General features: G+C 56.9%; 19 protein-coding genes. 14 read left to right on the plus strand and 5 right to left on the minus strand.

Annotated elements, in window-relative coordinates; translation table 11 throughout:
* The first annotated feature begins 61 nt into the window (after nucleotides 1-61).
* Nucleotides 62-379 carry a met regulon transcriptional regulator MetJ gene (metJ, locus tag HB664_RS02810; protein WP_007369220.1) on the plus strand — a complete coding sequence of 106 codons (318 nt, stop codon included), beginning with the start codon at nucleotides 62-64 and terminating at the stop codon, nucleotides 377-379.
* A gap of 48 nt (nucleotides 380-427) precedes the next feature.
* On the opposite strand, the gene rpmE is transcribed toward metJ, so the two are convergent.
* Nucleotides 428-640, minus strand: a complete 213-nt coding sequence (rpmE, locus tag HB664_RS02815; RefSeq protein WP_003862040.1) for a 50S ribosomal protein L31 — start codon at nucleotides 638-640, stop codon at nucleotides 428-430.
* A 200-nt stretch (nucleotides 641-840) separates the two neighbouring features.
* Here rpmE and priA point away from each other — a divergent pair, with 200 nt between their 5' ends.
* From priA to rraA, 7 genes are all read left to right on the plus strand, one after another.
* Nucleotides 841-3036 carry a primosomal protein N' gene (priA, locus tag HB664_RS02820; RefSeq protein ID WP_219940331.1) on the plus strand — a complete coding sequence of 732 codons (2196 nt, stop codon included), beginning with the start codon at nucleotides 841-843 and terminating at the stop codon, nucleotides 3034-3036.
* A gap of 119 nt (nucleotides 3037-3155) precedes the next feature.
* Nucleotides 3156-4181: a DNA-binding transcriptional regulator CytR gene (gene cytR / locus HB664_RS02825; RefSeq protein ID WP_023309683.1), complete on the plus strand. Its 1026-nt coding sequence runs from the start codon at nucleotides 3156-3158 to the stop codon at nucleotides 4179-4181.
* 93 nt (nucleotides 4182-4274) lie between these two features.
* Entirely contained in the window at nucleotides 4275-5273 is a 999-nt protein-coding gene (gene ftsN / locus HB664_RS02830; RefSeq protein WP_047646961.1) for a cell division protein FtsN, read from the plus strand.
* Between the two features lie 94 nt (nucleotides 5274-5367).
* Nucleotides 5368-5898 carry an ATP-dependent protease subunit HslV gene (gene hslV, locus HB664_RS02835; protein WP_008501802.1) on the plus strand — a complete coding sequence of 177 codons (531 nt, stop codon included), beginning with the start codon at nucleotides 5368-5370 and terminating at the stop codon, nucleotides 5896-5898.
* Nucleotides 5899-5907: 9 nt separating this feature from the next.
* The gene (gene hslU / locus HB664_RS02840) at nucleotides 5908-7242 is read left to right on the plus strand and encodes an HslU--HslV peptidase ATPase subunit (protein ID WP_023309685.1); all 1335 of its coding nucleotides are present in this window, start codon (nucleotides 5908-5910) and stop codon (nucleotides 7240-7242) included.
* A gap of 68 nt (nucleotides 7243-7310) precedes the next feature.
* Nucleotides 7311-8231 (plus strand): 1,4-dihydroxy-2-naphthoate polyprenyltransferase, encoded by a 921-nt coding sequence (menA, locus tag HB664_RS02845; protein ID WP_033146936.1) that lies wholly within the window; start codon nucleotides 7311-7313, stop codon nucleotides 8229-8231.
* 92 nt (nucleotides 8232-8323) lie between these two features.
* Nucleotides 8324-8809 carry a ribonuclease E activity regulator RraA gene (gene rraA / locus HB664_RS02850; protein WP_023309687.1) on the plus strand — a complete coding sequence of 162 codons (486 nt, stop codon included), beginning with the start codon at nucleotides 8324-8326 and terminating at the stop codon, nucleotides 8807-8809.
* Between the two features lie 586 nt (nucleotides 8810-9395).
* On the opposite strand, the gene zapB is transcribed toward rraA, so the two are convergent.
* Nucleotides 9396-9635, minus strand: coding sequence for a septal ring assembly protein ZapB (gene zapB / locus HB664_RS02855; RefSeq protein WP_010436935.1), 240 nt, complete (start codon nucleotides 9633-9635; stop codon nucleotides 9396-9398).
* A gap of 410 nt (nucleotides 9636-10045) precedes the next feature.
* Here zapB and HB664_RS02860 point away from each other — a divergent pair, with 410 nt between their 5' ends.
* The 4 genes from HB664_RS02860 to fpr all read left to right on the plus strand — a co-directional run bounded on the left by HB664_RS02860 (nucleotide 10046) and on the right by fpr (nucleotide 14447).
* Nucleotides 10046-10891: an MIP/aquaporin family protein gene (locus HB664_RS02860; RefSeq protein WP_014885705.1), complete on the plus strand. Its 846-nt coding sequence runs from the start codon at nucleotides 10046-10048 to the stop codon at nucleotides 10889-10891.
* A 21-nt stretch (nucleotides 10892-10912) separates the two neighbouring features.
* A complete protein-coding gene (gene glpK / locus HB664_RS02865) occupies nucleotides 10913-12421 on the plus strand; it encodes a glycerol kinase GlpK (RefSeq protein WP_023333857.1) in 1509 nt (502 codons plus the stop codon).
* A 172-nt stretch (nucleotides 12422-12593) separates the two neighbouring features.
* Nucleotides 12594-13604: a class II fructose-bisphosphatase gene (glpX, locus tag HB664_RS02870; protein ID WP_219940332.1), complete on the plus strand. Its 1011-nt coding sequence runs from the start codon at nucleotides 12594-12596 to the stop codon at nucleotides 13602-13604.
* 96 nt (nucleotides 13605-13700) lie between these two features.
* Complete coding sequence (fpr, locus tag HB664_RS02875) at nucleotides 13701-14447, plus strand: ferredoxin--NADP(+) reductase (RefSeq protein ID WP_202774824.1); 747 nt, start codon at nucleotides 13701-13703, stop codon at nucleotides 14445-14447.
* Here fpr and HB664_RS02880 read toward each other — a convergent pair whose 3' ends face one another.
* A complete protein-coding gene (locus HB664_RS02880) occupies nucleotides 14448-14867 on the minus strand; it encodes a DUF805 domain-containing protein (protein ID WP_198886934.1) in 420 nt (139 codons plus the stop codon).
* Nucleotides 14868-14979: 112 nt separating this feature from the next.
* Between HB664_RS02880 and HB664_RS02885 the strand changes: the two genes are divergently transcribed.
* Both HB664_RS02885 and tpiA read left to right on the plus strand, forming a co-directional pair.
* The gene (locus HB664_RS02885) at nucleotides 14980-15576 is read left to right on the plus strand and encodes a DUF1454 family protein (RefSeq protein ID WP_023309692.1); all 597 of its coding nucleotides are present in this window, start codon (nucleotides 14980-14982) and stop codon (nucleotides 15574-15576) included.
* Between the two features lie 111 nt (nucleotides 15577-15687).
* Complete coding sequence (tpiA, locus tag HB664_RS02890) at nucleotides 15688-16455, plus strand: triose-phosphate isomerase (protein ID WP_014172206.1); 768 nt, start codon at nucleotides 15688-15690, stop codon at nucleotides 16453-16455.
* 99 nt (nucleotides 16456-16554) lie between these two features.
* Here the strand turns inward: tpiA and HB664_RS02895 are convergent, their stop codons facing one another.
* Nucleotides 16555-17859: an SLC13 family permease gene (locus tag HB664_RS02895; protein WP_219940333.1), complete on the minus strand. Its 1305-nt coding sequence runs from the start codon at nucleotides 17857-17859 to the stop codon at nucleotides 16555-16557.
* A 73-nt stretch (nucleotides 17860-17932) separates the two neighbouring features.
* Entirely contained in the window at nucleotides 17933-18676 is a 744-nt protein-coding gene (locus HB664_RS02900; RefSeq protein ID WP_033146943.1) for a CDP-diacylglycerol diphosphatase, read from the minus strand.
* Nucleotides 18677-18689 lie beyond the last annotated feature (13 nt).

Consider the following 18689-nt stretch of genomic DNA (forward strand, 5'->3'; position numbering starts at 1 on the left):
AAACGGGTGGTTACAGGTTTTGCACCTTTAAATAAATGACTGAGAGGATTAAAGGTATCTCATGGCTGAATGGAGCGGCGAATATATCAGCCCATACGCTGAGCACGGTAAGAAGAGTGAGCAAGTAAAGAAAATTACGGTTTCCATTCCTCTGAAGGTGTTGAAGATCCTCACCGATGAACGTACGCGTCGTCAGGTGAACAACCTGCGCCACGCGACCAACAGCGAACTGCTGTGCGAAGCGTTTCTGCATGCGTTTACCGGTCAACCGTTGCCGAACGATGAAGATCTGCGCAAAGAGCGCAGTGATGAAATCCCGGAAGAGGCGAAGGTGATCATGCGTGAACTGGGTATTGACCCGGATACGTGGGAATACTGAGAAGCGGATACAAAAAAGGCACCTTGCGGTGCCTTTTTTTCGGGAAACTTATTTAGCGCCCGGGATGCTGAAACGCTTGTTGAAGCGGTCAACACGGCCACCGGTTGCAACGTCACGCTGCTTACCAGTGTAGAACGGGTGGCATTTGCCGCACACGTCCAGGTTCAGATCGTGACCCACGGTAGAGCGGATCTGGATAGAGTTACCGCAAGAACAGTTTGCAGTAATCATTTCGTATTTCGGGTGAATATCTTTTTTCATGGGAGAACCTCAGTTAAGGCCGCGTCGCTCTTCCAGCCCTAACGCCAGACACCACGCGATGTTGATTGTAAGTTCTTTGGCGTAAAGTACACCAAAGGCGGCGAATCATACAGAATTTGACCAACGTATGCAAACTGATCCGCACGCCGCTTTTACTAATGTGTATACTAACGCGCCACTTTTCAAGTCAGGAAGATTCGATGCCCGTCGCTCACGTTGCCCTGCCCGTTCCGCTTCCCCGCACCTTTGACTACCTGCTGCCCGACAGCATGAGCGCCAAAGCGGGCTGCCGCGTGACCGTGCCGTTTGGCAAACAGCAGCGCGTGGGGATCGTCGTCTCCGTCAGCGATAAAAGCGAATTACCGCTTAACGAGCTGAAGTCGGTCGTTGAGGTGCTGGACAGCGAGCCGGTTTACTCCACCAGCACCTGGCGACTGCTGCTGTGGGCGGCGGATTATTATCATCACCCGATTGGCGACGTCCTGTTCCACGCCCTGCCCATCATGCTGCGCCAGGGCAAAAGCGCCAGCCATGCGCCGATGTGGTACTGGTTTGCCACCGAGCAGGGCCAGGCGGTGGACATCAACAGCCTGAAGCGATCGCAGAAACAGCAGCAGGCGCTGGCGGCGCTGCGTCAGGGAAAAATCTGGCGACATCAGGTCGACGAGCTTGAGGTCAGCGAAACGGCGCTACAGGCCTTAAGAAAGAAAGGGCTGAGCGAACTGGCCAGCGAAGCCCCCGCTCTTTACGACTGGCGGGAGAGTTTCTCCGTTTCAGGGGATCGCCTGCGTCTGAATACCGAGCAGGCCACTGCCGTGGGCGCTATTCATAGCGCCTCCGATCATTTCTCTGCCTGGCTGCTGGCGGGAGTCACCGGTTCCGGCAAGACCGAGGTCTACCTGAGCGTGCTGGAAAACGTGCTGGCTCAGGGCAGACAGGCGCTGGTGATGGTGCCGGAAATTGGCCTGACGCCGCAAACCATCGCCCGATTCCGCGAGCGCTTTAACGCGCCGGTTGAGGTGCTGCACTCCGGCCTGAACGACAGCGAACGCCTCAGCGCCTGGCTGAAAGCGAAAAACGGCGAAGCGGCGATTGTGATCGGCACCCGCTCGTCGCTGTTTACGCCATTTAAAAATCTTGGCGTTATCGTGATCGACGAAGAACACGACAGCTCCTATAAACAGCAGGAGGGCTGGCGCTATCACGCCCGCGATCTGGCGGTCTATCGCGCGCACAGCGAGCAAATTCCCATTATTCTCGGCTCCGCCACGCCGGCGCTCGAAACGCTGCACAACGTGCGCCAGCGTAAGTACCACATGCTGCGCCTGACGCGTCGGGCGGGGAATGCCCGTCCGGCCATTCAGCACGTGCTGGATCTGAAAGGTCAGCAGGTTCAGGCCGGGCTAGCGCCTGCATTGATTACCCGCATGCGCCAGCACCTGCAGGCGGGGAACCAGGTCATTCTGTTTCTGAACCGCCGCGGATTCGCCCCCGCCCTGCTTTGCCACGACTGCGGCTGGATTGCCGAGTGCCCGCGCTGCGACCACTACTATACCTTCCACCAGGCCCAGCGGCATTTGCGCTGCCACCACTGCGACAGCCAGCGCCCGGTGCCGCGCCAGTGCCCGTCGTGTGGTTCAACCCATATCGTACCGGTCGGTCTGGGGACGGAACAGCTGGAACAGGCGCTTGGCCCCTTCTTCCCGGACGTGCCTATTTCGCGTATCGACCGGGACACCACCAGCCGCAAGGGCGCGCTGGAACAGCAGCTGGCGGAAGTGCATCGCGGCGGCGCGCGCATCCTGATTGGCACCCAGATGCTGGCGAAAGGCCACCACTTCCCGGACGTGACGCTTGTCGCCCTGCTGGACGTGGACGGCGCGCTGTTCTCGGCAGATTTCCGCTCAGCCGAGCGCTTCGCCCAGCTTTATACCCAGGTGGCAGGGCGTGCCGGTCGCGCCGGTAAACAGGGCGAAGTGGTGTTGCAAACGCACCACCCTGAGCATCCGCTGCTGCAAACCCTGCTGCATAAAGGCTATGACGCTTTTGCCGAGCAGGCGCTGGCCGAACGCCAGACCATGCAGCTGCCGCCGTGGACCAGCCACGTCATCATCCGCGCGGAAGATCACAATAACCAGCAGGCGCCGCTTTTCCTGCAGCAGCTGAGAAACCTCCTGCAGGCCAGCCCGCTGGTGGATAATCAGCTGTGGATCCTGGGCCCGGTGCCAGCGCTCGCGCCAAAGCGCGGCGGACGTTTCCGCTGGCAAATCTTACTTCAGCACCCCTCACGTGTTCGCCTGCAGCATATCGTCAGCGGCACGCTGGCGCTCATCAACACGCTGCCGGAAGCGCGAAAAGTGAAGTGGGTACTGGACGTCGATCCCATCGAAGGCTGAAGACGGATCGAAAAATTTAACGCTCCTCACACTTTTTATGAAAATTCTGTAACCGATTCCATTAACTATCTGTAAAAATGGTGATGTCAGAAGTTCGGTGTTCAGGCGAGGAGAAGACGTTGAAGTCCAGGAAAGAGGTTGCACCGGCGACCATGAAAGACGTTGCCCAGAAAGCACAAGTCTCTACGGCAACGGTATCCCGCGCATTAATGAACCCGGATAAAGTCTCCCAGGCGACCCGTAACCGGGTAGAGCAGGCTGCGCTTGAAGTGGGCTATTTCCCACAGGCGATGGGGCGTAACGTCAAACGCAATGAGTCGCGCACCATTCTGGTGATTGTGCCGGATATCTGCGACCCCTTCTTCAGCGAGATTATCCGCGGTATTGAAGTTACGGCAGCGGAACAGGGTTACCTGGTGCTGATTGGCGACTGCGCTCACCAGAACCAGCAGGAAAAAACCTTCATCGATCTCATTATCACCAAGCAGATCGACGGCATGCTGCTGCTTGGTTCCCGCCTGCCGTTTGATGCCAGCATTGAAGAGCAGCGTAATTTACCGCCGATGGTGATGGCCAACGAGTTTGCGCCGGAGCTGGAGCTGCCGACGGTCCACATTGATAACCTCACCGCCGCGTTCAACGCCGTAAACTATCTCCAGGAGCTGGGGCATAAGCGCATTGGCTGTATTGCCGGGCCGGAAGAGATGCCGCTGTGTCATTATCGCTTGCAGGGCTACGTTCAGGCGCTGCGCCGTACCGGCGTCACCGTCGATCCGCACTACATTGCGCGCGGTGACTTTACCTTCGCCGCGGGTGGACAAGCGCTTGAGAAACTTCTGGACCTGCCTGAACCGCCAACCGCCGTATTTTGTCACAGCGACGTGATGGCGCTGGGCGCATTGTCGTACGCCAAACGCCGCGGCCTTCGCATACCGAAAGATTTATCGATCATCGGATTCGACAATATTTCGCTTTCAGAATTTTGCGATCCGCCGCTCTCAACGGTCGCTCAGCCGCGCTACCAAATCGGCCGCGAAGCGATGCTCCTTCTGCTTGATCAGCTTCACGGTCAAACAGTTAGCAGCGGCTCGCGGTTGCTGGACTGTGAACTGATTGTCCGCGGCACTACCCAGGCATTGACTTAAAGTAAACGTCTTTCGGATACCCTTATCTGGTCAAAGCCCCGCCGCTTAAGTAACATGGCGGACTGACGAACGAATAAATACAGCGAAACGATAGTGGCACAACGAGATTATGTACGTCGCGGCCAGCCGGCACCTTCGCGACGCAAAAAGAGTAGCTCAAGGAAAAAGCAACGTAACCTGCCTGCTGTCTCGCCAGCAATGGTCGCTATTGCTGCGGCTGTAGTCGTCGCCTTTATTGGTGGCCTGTACTTCATCACGCACCATAAAAAAGAAGAGTCTGAGGCGCTTCAGGCCAGTAAAGTTGCCGGAAATGGCCTTCCTCCGAAGCCTGAAGAGCGCTGGCGGTATATCAAAGAGCTGGAAAGCCGTCAGCCTGGGGTGCGTGCGCCAACCGAACCTTCTGCGGGTGGTGAAGTGCAGAATGCGAATCAGCTGACGGATGAACAGCGTCAGCTGCTGGCCCAAATGCAGGCCGATATGCGCCAGCAGCCTACGCAGCTGAACGAAGTACCGTGGAATGAGCAGACGCCGGCACAGCGCCAGCAAACGCTGCAGCGACGTCAGGCGCAACAGCAGATCCAGCAGCAGCAACAACAGCAGCAGTGGGCGCAAACCCAGCCGGTGCAGCAGCCGAAAGCACAGCCGCGGGTAACGGAACAGCCATACCAGCAGCAGACGCGTACGGCGCAGTCTCAGCCTGTCCAGCAGCAGCCGAAAACGCAGCCGCAGAAACAGGCGGCTCAGCCGTATCAGGATCTGCTCCAGACGCCAGCGCATACCACCGCGCAGCAGCCGAAAACGCAGCAGGCCGCGCCGGTGACCAAAGAGACCGAAGCGCCGAAGCAGACGGCTGAGAAAAAAGACGAGCGCCGCTGGATGGTACAGTGCGGTTCGTTCAAAGGCGCAGAGCAGGCGGAAACGGTACGTGCTCAGCTGGCCTTTGAAGGGTTTGATTCGCGTATTACCACCAATAACGGCTGGAATCGCGTGGTGATTGGTCCGGTCAAAGGCAAAGAAAATGCCGATGGCACCATTTCTCGTTTGAAAATCGCCGGCCACACAAACTGCATTCGACTCGCCTCCGGGGGTTGAAACCCCCGAAATCCCCCCCATCTATCATTTAATTCAGCCCTGAGCACAGGCTCAGGGCTTCTGTTTCCCGATTCTGTAACCAGGGGGTCTGCTCGTGACAACAATAGTAAGTGTACGCCGTAACGGCCATGTGGTAATCGCCGGTGATGGCCAGGCCACGCTGGGTAATACCGTCATGAAAGGCAACGTGAAGAAAGTGCGCCGCCTCTACAACGACAAAGTGATCGCCGGTTTTGCTGGCGGCACGGCGGACGCCTTTACGCTGTTTGAACTGTTTGAACGCAAACTGGAAATGCACCAGGGTCATCTGGTGAAAGCTGCCGTTGAGCTGGCGAAAGACTGGCGTACCGACCGCATGCTGCGCAAGCTCGAAGCGCTGCTGGCAGTGGCCGATGAAACCGCCTCGCTGATCATCACCGGTAACGGTGACGTCATTCAGCCGGAAAATGATCTTATTGCCATCGGCTCTGGCGGCCCTTATGCCCAGGCTGCAGCCCGCGCGCTGTTGGAAAATACCGACATGAACGCGCGTGATATCGCGGTGAAGGCGTTGGATATTGCAGGTGATATCTGCATTTATACCAACCACAACCACACCATCGAAGAATTGACCTCTAAAGCGTAAGGATCTCCCATGTCTGAAATGACCCCACGCGAAATTGTCAGCGAACTGAACAAACACATTATCGGCCAGGATAACGCCAAGCGTTCGGTGGCTATCGCCCTGCGTAACCGCTGGCGTCGTATGCAGCTTGATGAAGAGCTGCGCCACGAAGTGACGCCGAAAAACATTCTGATGATCGGCCCGACCGGCGTCGGTAAAACCGAAATCGCCCGTCGTCTGGCGAAGCTGGCTAACGCGCCGTTCATCAAGGTTGAAGCCACCAAGTTCACCGAAGTGGGCTATGTGGGTAAAGAAGTGGACTCCATCATCCGCGATCTGACCGACTCGGCGATCAAGATGGTGCGCGTCCAGGCGATCGAGAAAAACCGCTATCGCGCGGAAGAGATGGCTGAAGAGCGCATCCTCGACGTGCTGATCCCACCGGCAAAAAACAACTGGGGCCAGGCAGAGCAGCAGGCGGAACCATCCGCGGCGCGCCAGGCATTCCGCAAAAAACTGCGTGAAGGCCAGCTGGACGACAAAGAGATTGAGATCGATCTCGCTGCCGCGCCAATGGGTGTGGAAATCATGGCGCCTCCGGGCATGGAAGAGATGACTAGCCAGCTGCAGTCCATGTTCCAGAACCTGGGCGGCCAGAAGCAGAAAGCGCGTAAGCTGAAAATCAAAGACGCGATGAAGCTGCTGATTGAAGAAGAAGCGGCGAAGCTGGTAAACCCGGAAGAGCTGAAGCAGGACGCTATCGACGCGGTTGAGCAGCACGGTATCGTGTTTATCGACGAAATCGACAAAATTTGTAAGCGCGGCGGCAACAGCTCCGGCCCGGACGTATCCCGCGAAGGCGTTCAGCGCGACCTGCTGCCGCTGGTTGAAGGCTGCACCGTCTCCACCAAGCACGGCATGGTGAAAACGGACCACATCCTGTTTATCGCTTCAGGGGCGTTCCAGGTTGCCAGCCCGTCGGATCTGATCCCCGAACTGCAGGGGCGTCTGCCAATTCGCGTTGAGCTGCAGGCGCTGACCACCGAAGATTTCGAACGTATCCTGACCGAGCCGAACGCCTCTGCTACCGTACAGTACAAAGCGCTGATGGCGACCGAAGGCGTGAACCTCGAGTTCACTGAAGACGGTATCAAGCGTATTGCCCAGGCCGCATGGCAGGTCAACGAAACCACCGAGAACATCGGTGCGCGTCGCCTGCATACCGTGCTGGAACGCCTGGTGGAAGATATCTCTTACGACGCGAGCGACCTTAACGGTCAAACCGTTACCATTGACGCAGAATATGTGAGTAAACATCTGGATGCGTTAGTGGCAGATGAAGATCTGAGCCGTTTTATCCTATAATCGCGGTTACTGGATTCTCATCACGTTTAATGGGGGCTAATGCCCCCATTTTTATTGGCTAAATACTTATGACTGACATCAGCCGTACTCAGGCGTGGCTCGAAAGTCTGCGCCCTAAAACGCTTCCTCTGGCCTTTGCCGCGATTATCGTCGGCACCGCCCTTGCCTGGTGGCAGGGTTATTTTGATCCGCTGGTCGCCGCGCTGGCACTGATTACCGCCGGCCTGCTGCAAATTCTCTCTAATCTCGCCAACGACTACGGCGACGCGGTAAAGGGCAGCGACAAGCCGGACCGCATAGGGCCACTGCGCGGAATGCAGAAAGGGGTGATTACCCAGGCGCAGATGAAACGCGCGCTGATTATCACCGTAGTGCTGATCTGCGTATCCGGCCTGGCGCTGGTGACGGTGGCGTCTAAGACCACCAGCGATTTCATTGGCTTCCTGGTACTGGGTTTACTGGCCATTATCGCGGCCATCACCTACACCGTCGGCACGCGTCCTTACGGTTATATTGGGCTAGGGGATATCTCCGTACTGGTGTTCTTCGGCTGGCTGAGCGTGATGGGAAGCTGGTACCTGCAGGCGCATACGGTGATCCCTGCCCTGTTCCTGCCCGCGACCGCCTGCGGCCTGCTGGCGACGGCGGTGCTCAACATCAACAACCTGCGCGACATCGACAGCGATCGCGAGAACGGCAAAAATACCCTGGCGGTTCGTCTGGGGCCGGTCAATGCGCGCCGCTATCACGCCTGCCTGCTCATTGGCGCGCTGGTTTGCCTGGCGCTGTTTAACCTGATTTCCTTGCAGAGCTTGTGGGGCTGGCTGTTTGTGCTTGCCGCGCCGCTGCTGATTAAGCAGGCCCGCTTTGTGATGCGTGAACTCAGCCCGTCCGCCATGCCGCCGATGCTGGAACGTACGGTAAAAGGCGCGTTGCTGACTAACCTTTTGTTCGTCATCGGGATTGTGTTAAGCCAGACGCTGCGTTAGCTGACAAATATCAATTAACAATTGATGATTTTGCCAACAACGCATTTCGCACGATATACTGAACACATTCGCAGCAACTGAGCGTTAAACCTATGAAATACGATACCTCCGAGCTTTGTGACATCTACCAGGAAGATGTCAACGTCGTTGAACCGCTGTTCTCCAACTTTGGTGGGAGGTCGTCGTTTGGCGGTCAAATCGTCACGGTGAAATGTTTCGAGGACAACGGGTTGCTGTACGATCTGCTCGAACAGAATGGCCGCGGCCGCGTTCTTGTGGTCGACGGCGGCGGTTCCGTGCGCCGTGCATTAATAGATGCTGAACTGGCCGGCATTGCCGTTCAGAATGAGTGGGAAGGCCTTGTGGTGTACGGTTCCGTACGTCAGGTGGACGATCTGGAAGACCTGGATATCGGGATTCAGGCCATCGCGGCCATACCGGTAGGAGCGGCGGGTGACGGCATCGGCGAAAGCGACGTGCGCGTCAATTTCGGCGGCGTGACCTTCTTCTCCGGGGACCATCTCTACGCCGATAATACCGGCATTATCCTGTCCGAAGACCCGCTGGATATCGAGTAGTAAAAAGTCAGCGAGAACCATAAAAAAACCGCCAACAGCAATGTGGCGGTTTTTTTGTCCCCTCAGGATTCGCGGTCCGTTGGGAAGTTTTGCAGACTAACACCAGGGAGTTTCATCATACTCTCGTCCAAACCTTGGGCAACCCCTCAGAACCTTTATAAAATCCTAATTGTCTATGAATACCTTAACTCCACGGTTGATGCTCATTATGATGAAGCGTCCCTTTCCGCCATCTCGCAAATGGGCATCGGTCCAGGGAAAGGTGTATTCACTACCGTAAAGCAGGCTAATACCAGGGCTTGTGTCCACCGGCTTATCACCGGTGGTGAACGGTGGAGCGGTTAGCTGCAGGGACCGCATAATGAAACGCTATTTATGTATCGCGTTCATTGTCGCCAGCGTACTCGTTGTAAAGAGTGATGAACCCAATGTGTTCGTTGCTTTTGCTATGACAGCGCAGGACAAGTAGCGTTAAGGCCGCCTTTGGCGGCCTTTTTTATGGTGATCGCCGACTGACATCAAACCATAAAAAAAGCCGGGTGGCGGCTTCGCCTTACCCGGCCTGTTCAGTTCTTCCCAATGGGAATTAGACCTCTTCCATACGTCCCAGCAGCGCCTGCAGGCGATCCTGCCAGCCGTTCTGCTGTTCGCGCAGCTGGTTGTTTTCGCGCTCCAGTTCTTCGCGGCCGTGCTGAGCGTTCTGAACTTCCTGCGCCAGGCTGTTGTTCTTCTCTTTCAGCTCTTCAATTTCCATCTGCAGCAGGGTGATGGTGTCAATCGCCTGCTGTACTTTCGATTCCAGTTTCTCAAACACTTCTAAAGACATGATGCTACCTCTCCTGAATTGCAAGGCGACGCTTTAACATAAACGCGCACGACATATACCGTCGATTGTATGGAGCGCGGCGCTCTGTGTCCAGCGACACACCGCGCAGATCGCGGTTTGCAACACTTTTAGGTCTGGTCCTGGTGCGTTCGCGTCATATACCCCTAAATTGTTAACTGATTCGTTAATGAAATGATTCAGCTCACATTCCTGCACGGATCCTGTACTGCTGCAAAAATGTGCTTTATGGCGCGAAAACGCTCATTTTATTGACGCAGACCACACATTTTGATTTCGATATTTCTCGTTTTTGCTCGTTAACGATAAATTAACACTATGTCTACAGGGCATCGTGGCTGTCACGGGCGGCCATGCTAACAATAAACATCAATTTCTTCAGGATTCCGATTATGAGTCAGACATCAACCTTAAAAGGCCAGTGCATTGCCGAGTTCCTTGGTACCGGGTTGTTGATATTCTTCGGAGTGGGCTGTGTCGCTGCACTGAAAGTGGCGGGTGCCAGTTTTGGTCAGTGGGAAATCAGTATCATCTGGGGTCTGGGCGTGGCGATGGCCATCTACCTGACCGCAGGGGTTTCTGGTGCACATCTTAACCCGGCGGTGACAATCGCACTTTGGCTGTTCGCGTGCTTCGACGGACGCAAAGTTGTTCCTTTCATTCTTTCTCAGTTTGCCGGCGCGTTTTGCGCAGCGGCGTTAGTTTACGGGCTTTATTACAATCTTTTCATCGACTTCGAACAGACGCATCATATGGTACGCGGCAGCGTCGAAAGTCTGGATCTGGCAGGCATCTTCTCAACCTACCCTAACCCGCATATCAATTTTGTGCAGGCGTTCGCAGTTGAAATGGTGATTACCGCTATTCTGATGGGCGTTATCCTGGCGCTGACCGACGACGGAAACGGCATTCCGCGCGGCCCGCTGGCACCCCTGCTGATTGGTTTGCTGATTGCGGTGATTGGCGCATCCATGGGCCCGCTCACCGGCTTCGCGATGAACCCGGCACGTGATATCGGACCAAAAGCGTTCGCCTTTATCGCAGGCTGGGGCGACGTGGCCTTCACCGGCGGTAAAGACATTCCTTACTTCCTGGTACCGCTGTTTGCGCCGGTTGTCGGGGCTGCGCTGGGTGCGTTTAGCTACCGCAAATTAATTGGTCGCCACTTACCGTGCGACACCTGTGTGGAAGAGGAGAAGGAAACGACTTCTACCGCACAACAAAAAGCTTCGCTGTAATCTGACTACGGGACACATACCATGACCGAAAAAAAATATATCGTTGCGCTCGACCAGGGCACTACCAGCTCCCGCGCTGTCGTAATGGATCATGACGCGAACATCGTCAGCGTGTCACAGCGCGAATTTGAGCAAATTTATCCTCGTCCAGGCTGGGTAGAACACGACCCGATGGAGATTTGGGCATCACAAAGCTCCACGCTGGTCGAAGTGCTGGCGAAAGCCGATATCAGTTCCGACGAGATTGCCGCGATTGGTATCACCAACCAGCGTGAAACTACCGTGGTCTGGGAACGCGAAACCGGTAAGCCCATTTACAACGCTATCGTCTGGCAGTGCCGCCGTACATCCGAGATCTGCGAACAGCTGAAGCGCGACGGTATGGAAGAGTACGTGCGCAGCGCCACCGGTCTGGTGGTTGACCCGTATTTCTCCGGCACCAAAGTGAAATGGATCCTCGACCACGTGGAAGGTTCACGTGAGCGTGCAAAACGCGGCGAGCTGCTGTTCGGTACCGTCGATACCTGGCTTATCTGGAAGATGACCCAGGGACGCGTTCACGTCACCGACTACACCAACGCCTCGCGTACCATGCTGTTCAATATCAACACCCTGGAGTGGGATGACAAGATGCTGGACGCGCTGGACATTCCGCGCGCGATGCTGCCTGAAGTGCGTAAGTCTTCAGAAGTGTACGGTCAGACCAACATCGGCGGTAAAGGCGGCACCCGTATTCCTATCGCCGGTATCGCCGGTGACCAGCAGGCGGCGCTGTTCGGCCAGCTGTGCGTCAAGGAAGGGATGGCGAAGAACACCTACGGCACCGGCTGCTTTATGCTGATGAACACCGGCGAGAAAGCGGTGAAATCAGAAAACGGCCTGCTGACCACCATCGCCTGCGGCCCGCGCGGCGAAGTGAACTATGCGCTGGAAGGTGCGGTGTTCATGGCGGGTGCATCCATTCAGTGGCTGCGCGACGAGATGAAGCTGATCAGCGATGCGTTCGACTCCGAGTACTTCGCGACCAAAGTGAAAGACACCAACGGCGTTTACGTGGTGCCTGCGTTCACCGGTCTGGGCGCGCCGTACTGGGATCCGTATGCACGCGGGGCGATTTTCGGCCTGACGCGCGGCGTGAACTCTAACCACATTATTCGCGCTACTCTCGAATCCATCGCCTACCAGACGCGCGACGTGCTGGAAGCGATGCAGGCGGACTCCGGCATTCGTCTGCACGCCCTGCGCGTGGACGGCGGTGCGGTAGCGAATAACTTCCTGATGCAGTTCCAGTCCGACATTCTCGGCACCCGCGTTGAGCGCCCTGAAGTGCGTGAAGTGACGGCGCTGGGCGCGGCGTACCTTGCCGGCCTGGCGGTCGGCTTCTGGCAGAACCTGGACGAGCTGCAGGAAAAAGCGGTTATCGAACGCGAATTCCGTCCGGGCATCGAAACCACCGAGCGTAACTTCCGCTACAGCGGCTGGAAAAAAGCGGTGAAACGCGCCCTGGCGTGGGAAGAGCACGACGAGTAAGACAGACTCACCCCTCACCCAACCCTCTCCCCAAAGGGGAGAGGGAACTTAAAACACCCTCTTCCCTTTGGGGAGAGGGCCGGGGTGAGGGGCTCCAACCGCACCGGTCCCCCCCCCCCTCCCCACTCTGTGATAAACTTCGTGCAATTCCTTTTGATTGCACGAGTACCTCATGAAACGTGAACTTGCTATCGAGTTTTCCCGCGTCACCGAAGCAGCCGCCCTTGCAGGCTATAAATGGCTGGGCCGTGGCGACAAAAATACCGCAGACGGCGCAGCCGTCCATGCCATGCGCATTGTGCTTAACCAGGTCAACATCGACGGCACCATCGTGATCGGCGAAGGCGAGATCGACGAAGCGCCGATGCTCTATATCGGTGAAAAAGTCGGTACCGGCAAAGGCGATGCCGTGGATATCGCGGTCGACCCGATCGAAGGCACCCGCATGACGGCAATGGGTCAGGCCAATGCGTTAGCGGTGCTGGCCGTGGGCGATAAGGGCTGCTTCCTCAACGCGCCTGACATGTACATGGAAAAGCTGATTGTCGGTCCAGGCGCAAAAGGCGCAATCGACCTTAGCCTGCCGCTGGAAGAGAACCTGCACAACATCGCCAAAGCCCTGGACAAACCCCTTAGCGAACTTACCGTGACGATTCTGGCGAAACCGCGCCACGACGCCACCATCGCGCAGATGCAAAAGCTCGGCGTGCGCGTGTTTGCTATCCCTGACGGTGACGTTGCCGCCTCGATCCTGACCTGCATGCCGGATAGCGAAGTCGACGTGCTGTACGGCATCGGCGGCGCGCCGGAAGGTGTGGTCTCCGCGGCAGTGATCCGCGCGCTGGATGGCGATATGCAGGCCCGTCTGCTGCCCCGCCATGAGGTAAAAGGCGACAGCGAAGAGAACCGCCGCATCGGGGAAAACGAGCTGGCGCGCTGCGAAGCGATGGGCATCGAGGCCAATAAAGTGCTGGCTCTGGACGAAATGGCGCGTAGCGATAACGTTGTCTTCTCGGCGACCGGCATCACCAAAGGCGATCTGCTGGACGGCATCACCCGCAAGGGTAATATGGCCACCACTGAAACGCTGCTGATTCGCGGTAAATCACGCACCATTCGCCGCATCCAGTCTATCCACTATCTCGACCGCAAAGACCCGGATGTGCAGACGCACATTCTGTAAAACCGTTTGATCGATAGAGCTTTCCGGCCCTGACGGGCTGGAAATTGTCACCACAAGTACGGAAGATAGAACAGAGAAACAGCACAGGAGAAGATCATGGCGGACTGGGTAACAGGTAAAGTCACAAAGGTACAGTTCTGGACCGATGCGCTATTTAGTCTCACCGTACATGCTCCCGTTCACCCGTTTAAAGCCGGGCAATTTGCGAAGCTGGGGCTGGATGTCGACGGCGAGCGCGTGCAGCGCGCCTACTCTTACGTTAACGCGCCTGATAACCCGGACCTCGAGTTCTATCTGGTCACCGTTCCTGACGGTAAGCTCAGCCCGCGCCTTGCCGCCCTTAAGCCCGGCGACGAGGTGCAAATTGTAAGTGAAGCGGCAGGCTTCTTTGTGCTCGAAGAGATCCCTGACTGTGACACGCTCTGGATGCTGGCAACCGGTACGGCCATCGGCCCTTATCTCTCTATTTTGCAGTACGGCAAAGACCTGGAGCGCTTTAAAAACATCGTGCTGGTGCACGCTGCACGCTACGCTGCAGACCTGAGCTATTTGCCGCAGATGCAGGCGCTTGAACAGCAGTACGGCGGAAAGTTAAAGATTCAGACGGTGGTCAGCCGCGAAACCGTAGCAGGAGCGCTTAACGGCCGCGTGCCGGCGTTAATTGAGAGTGGAGCCCTGGAAGACGCGGTGGGTTTGCCGCTGAACGCTGAAACCAGCCACGTCATGCTGTGCGGCAACCCGCAGATGGTGCGTGACACGCAGCAGCTTCTGAAGGATACCCGGCAGATGACGAAACATCTTCGCCGCCGACCGGGCCATATGACCGCCGAACACTACTGGTGATCAGCGGTATTTCACCTCAAGGGTGTCTTTACCGTATTTGTTTTCGCTCTGGGTGCCAATAAACGCGCCCAGATCGACAATCATCATCACGAAGATAATGCTCGGTACCATCCTGCCCACGACCCACGGCAGGATGGACGGAAGCATCGCCCAGTTTCCCGCCACCAGCATCCACGCCAGAATAATCAGAAATGCCCACGCGCCGGAACGTCCGCGATCGTGCAGACGTTTTACGACAACCGCCGCCGTTGGCCATAGTAAACAGACCAGCGCGAAGGCCGCCGTTTGCGTGCTCAGCCAGGCGTTGTAAGCAACGAAAAACAGAAGCAGCATGGCGACAACCCACGTCACCATCCAGATCCAGAAATCACGGCGTCCAATACGCCCTTTGAATGAAAACAGCCACTGCTGTATGGTCATGTAAGGTTCCTTATTATCGTATAGCGCGCATTTTACCCTGGAGTTGTGACCTTTTGACAAGCCGAGCAGATATCGTTTTAATCATGAGCACTTACGGCCAGGGGCAATGTTGATGAAAAGTTCGGCACGTTCTCTTTTCCTGTGTTTAGCGCTGCTCAGCGCGGGTTATCCCCTGCACGCCGCCGAAACCACAGCCCCGACCACAGCACCGTATCTGCTGGCGGGCGCGCCGTCGTTCGATCAGTCCATCAGCCAGTTTCGTGAAACCTTCAATCAGACCAACCCCACACTGCCGCTGGATGAGTTTCGCGCCATTGATGGCTCACGCGATACCCCCACACTGACCCGTGCGGCAAGCAAGATTAATGAGAATTTGTATGCTTCCACGGCGCTGGAGCGCGGTACGTTAAAAATCAAAAGCATGCAAATCACCTGGCTGCCGATACAGGGGCCAGAGCAGAAAGCCGCTAAGGCGAAAGCGCTGGAGTACATGAGCGCGGTATTGCAGGCCTTTACCCCTGCGCTGACGAAAAAGCAAAGTCAACAAAAGCTGCAAAAACTCCTTACCGCCGGGAAAAACAAGCGTTACTACGCTGATACCGAAGGCGCGATCCGCTATGTTGTGGCGGACAACGGCGAAAAAGGACTGACCTTCGCTGTTGAACCGATTAAGCTGGCACTATCTGACACCCTCGGCGGGGCGAATTAATGACAAAAAGCAAAGCCTTTCGAGGGAAAATCTCTATACTGATTCACAGACCATGCTGCCCGACAGGGTGGCCATATTCCTTAATTCGCTTATTTAGCGTGGAGAATTGAAATGCGACATCCTTTAGTGATGGGTAACTGGAAACTGAACGGCAGCCGCCACATGGTAAACGAACTGGTTGCGAACCTGCGTAAAGAGCTGGCTGGCGTGACGGGCTGCGCGGTTGCTATCGCTCCGCCGGATATGTACCTGGATCTGGCTAAACACGCCGCTGACGGCAGCCACATCATTCTGGGCGCGCAGAACGTTGACGTTAACCTGTCTGGCGCGTTCACCGGTGAAACCTCCGCTGAAATGCTGAAAGATATCGGCGCGAAATACATCATCATCGGCCACTCCGAGCGTCGCACCTATCACAAAGAATCCGACGAGTTCATCGCGAAGAAATTTGCCGTGCTGAAAGAGCAGGGTCTGATTCCGGTTCTGTGCATCGGTGAAACCGAAGCGGAAAACGAAGCGGGCAAAACCGAAGAAGTGTGCGCACGTCAGATCGACGCAGTGCTGAAAACCCAGGGCGCGGCAGCGTTCGAAGGCGCAGTAATCGCATACGAGCCAGTCTGGGCGATCGGTACCGGCAAATCTGCAACCCCTGCGCAGGCTCAGGCGGTTCACAAATTCATTCGTGACCACATTGCTAAAGCCGACGCGAAGGTCGCTGAGCAAGTGATTATCCAGTACGGCGGTTCCGTAAACGCCTCCAACGCTGCTGAGCTGTTCACCCAGCCAGACATCGATGGCGCGCTGGTTGGCGGTGCATCCCTGAAAGCTGACGCTTTCGCGGTGATCGTTAAGGCAGCAGAAGCGGCTAAACAGGCGTAATTGCCTTTGTGGCGGGTGGCGCTTGCGCTTACCCGCCGCTCTTCTCCTCCCTCTCCCTTAGGGAGAGGGTTGGGGTGAGGGGAAACCGCTCGCACCGAACTACACTTTCCCCAGCAAACTAAACCACAGATAATCCAGCGGCAGCAGTACCAGATACGTTGCGATAGCCAGCGCCAGACAGAGCACCATCCCCGCCCTTGCAGGCACCTTCCCGAGCCCCATAGCCACCACAATCGGCGACGCCTGATACGGCAGCAGCGGCGTGGAATAGCCCAGCACCTGAATCATGATTACCGACAGCAGCGGAAAACCGGTCGCGTCCGAAAAACTCTGCGCCAGAGTGGTGTACAGCGCCGGAACGCCGTTGGCGGTCATAATGAAGTTGAGCGCCGAGGTAATACCGGTCAGCGCCAGGAAACTGGTGAACGGCCTGTCTGCATCCAGCGGCATAATGCGAAGCAACGCCTCGCCCACGGCCGTTCCGATACCGGTTTGCGTCACCACGATCGCCAGCCCAAGAATGCCCGCGACGTAAATACAGGTGCGCATGTTCACGCCCGCTGAAAATTCTTCCCCGGTGATAAAGCCAACGCGCGGCAGCATGACGACGATCGACGCCGCCAGCCCCGTCCACGCCGGCCCCACGCCGTGCCAGCTCTCCGTCACCCACATCCCCAGCACCACCGCCAGCAGCCAGGCGAGACGCTTTTCATCCCGCCCCATAGGCTCAGACGGCGCCTGTTCCTTCGGCGGTTTTGGGCTGCCGGGAAATAGCCAGCAGATGAGGCCAATCAGGATCAGGCCTTTGAGAATACCGAGCACCGGCGTGTGCAGCAGCAGATACGGGACATAGTTCAGATGGATACCGTACGAACCTTCCGCCGCACCGCTCATCACCAGGTTAGGGACGTTAGCAGGCAAGATCGTCGCCGAAAGCTGGAAAGTCCCGAACCCCACCGCCAGCGCCAGCCCGAACCAGGCGCGGGAGCCGTCGGCGATACCGGCGCGTTTTGCCATCGCCGCGACAATCGGCATCAGCAGCGCAATACGTCCCATGTTCGACGGCATCACAAACGCCAGCGCGTAGCTCAGCAGCACCACGCTCGCCACCATCAACACCCAGGAGTCGGTGAGCTTTGCCGACAGCGCCCGGGCGGCCCTGTCAGCCAGTCCGGTTTTACGGATCGCCACGCCGAGCACAAAGCCGCTGAATACCAGCCAGAAAGCCGACGAGGCAAAACCGCCGAAGATGACCTCCGGCGGGGCGATTCTGGCGGTCATCGCCGCCGTGAAGAACAGCAGCGCGGTGATAAATTCCGGCAATAGCGACGTCGCCCACAGCACGATGGTGACGCCAACGATCAGTGAGGGCAGCAGCAGAGGATACGTTAACCAGAGCGACATACCTGTCTCCTGTAGAATTTTTCAGCAAGTCTACGGTGACAGGCAGCCCGAGTAAACGCGATTTATGGTGGGGTTACTTCAGGATAGTGCATTGATGATCCTGCAGTTCCTCCGCTGACGCGCGGTTAAGCGTGAGCAGGTTACGCTCGGTCGCCAGCAAAACAAAAGAGCCATCCGACTGCTGCGCCATTGCCAGCGCGAAACGCCCCATATGGTCGCGCGCTTCCGGCAGCTCTTCCGCCAGCATCATAAACGGGCTGCGCTTGACCAGTTCATTCTCCGTCACGCGGCGAGCAAGATACTCATGTCCTTCCAGCCCCCCCGAAAGAGGCAGCCACTGGGTGCTGATTTCTCCCTGTGCCGCGTTGAGCTTCTCGCGCACGTCCGGGCGCAGGCAGGATATATGAATATGAAAATGGTTCTGCGTGCGGCCAGTCGGCGAGTTAATCGTCAGCGAAATGGCGCTGTCAGGCACCTCGGATCCACGCTTCAGGGTCATAAAGCTGCGCGACTGCCACGCCAGCCAGAAAAAGTTCGGCGTATGAGCGTCGGTCAGCAGCGGGCTCTCGGTGCCGTTGATGCGATATGTCGGCATCAGCAGGTATTGCAGCGGCCCGTTGCGATCTTTAAATACCACATAGCCTGCATCCGTTTTCACCTGCGCGCAGGGTGCCGGGTTACGGTTCTGGATCTGATTCGGCACGCACTGGTCGAGAACGATATGGCGCAACGCATTCGGATTACCCGCCTTCATCCAGTACACGCCGCCAGCGGCAAGGGCGATGACAATGAGGAGCAATAAGATAATTTTTTTCACAACGCGTTCCCTG

It is taken from the genome of Enterobacter sp. DNB-S2, from assembly GCF_019443845.1.
In the GTDB taxonomy this organism is placed as follows: Bacteria; Pseudomonadota; Gammaproteobacteria; order Enterobacterales; family Enterobacteriaceae; genus Enterobacter; species Enterobacter asburiae_B.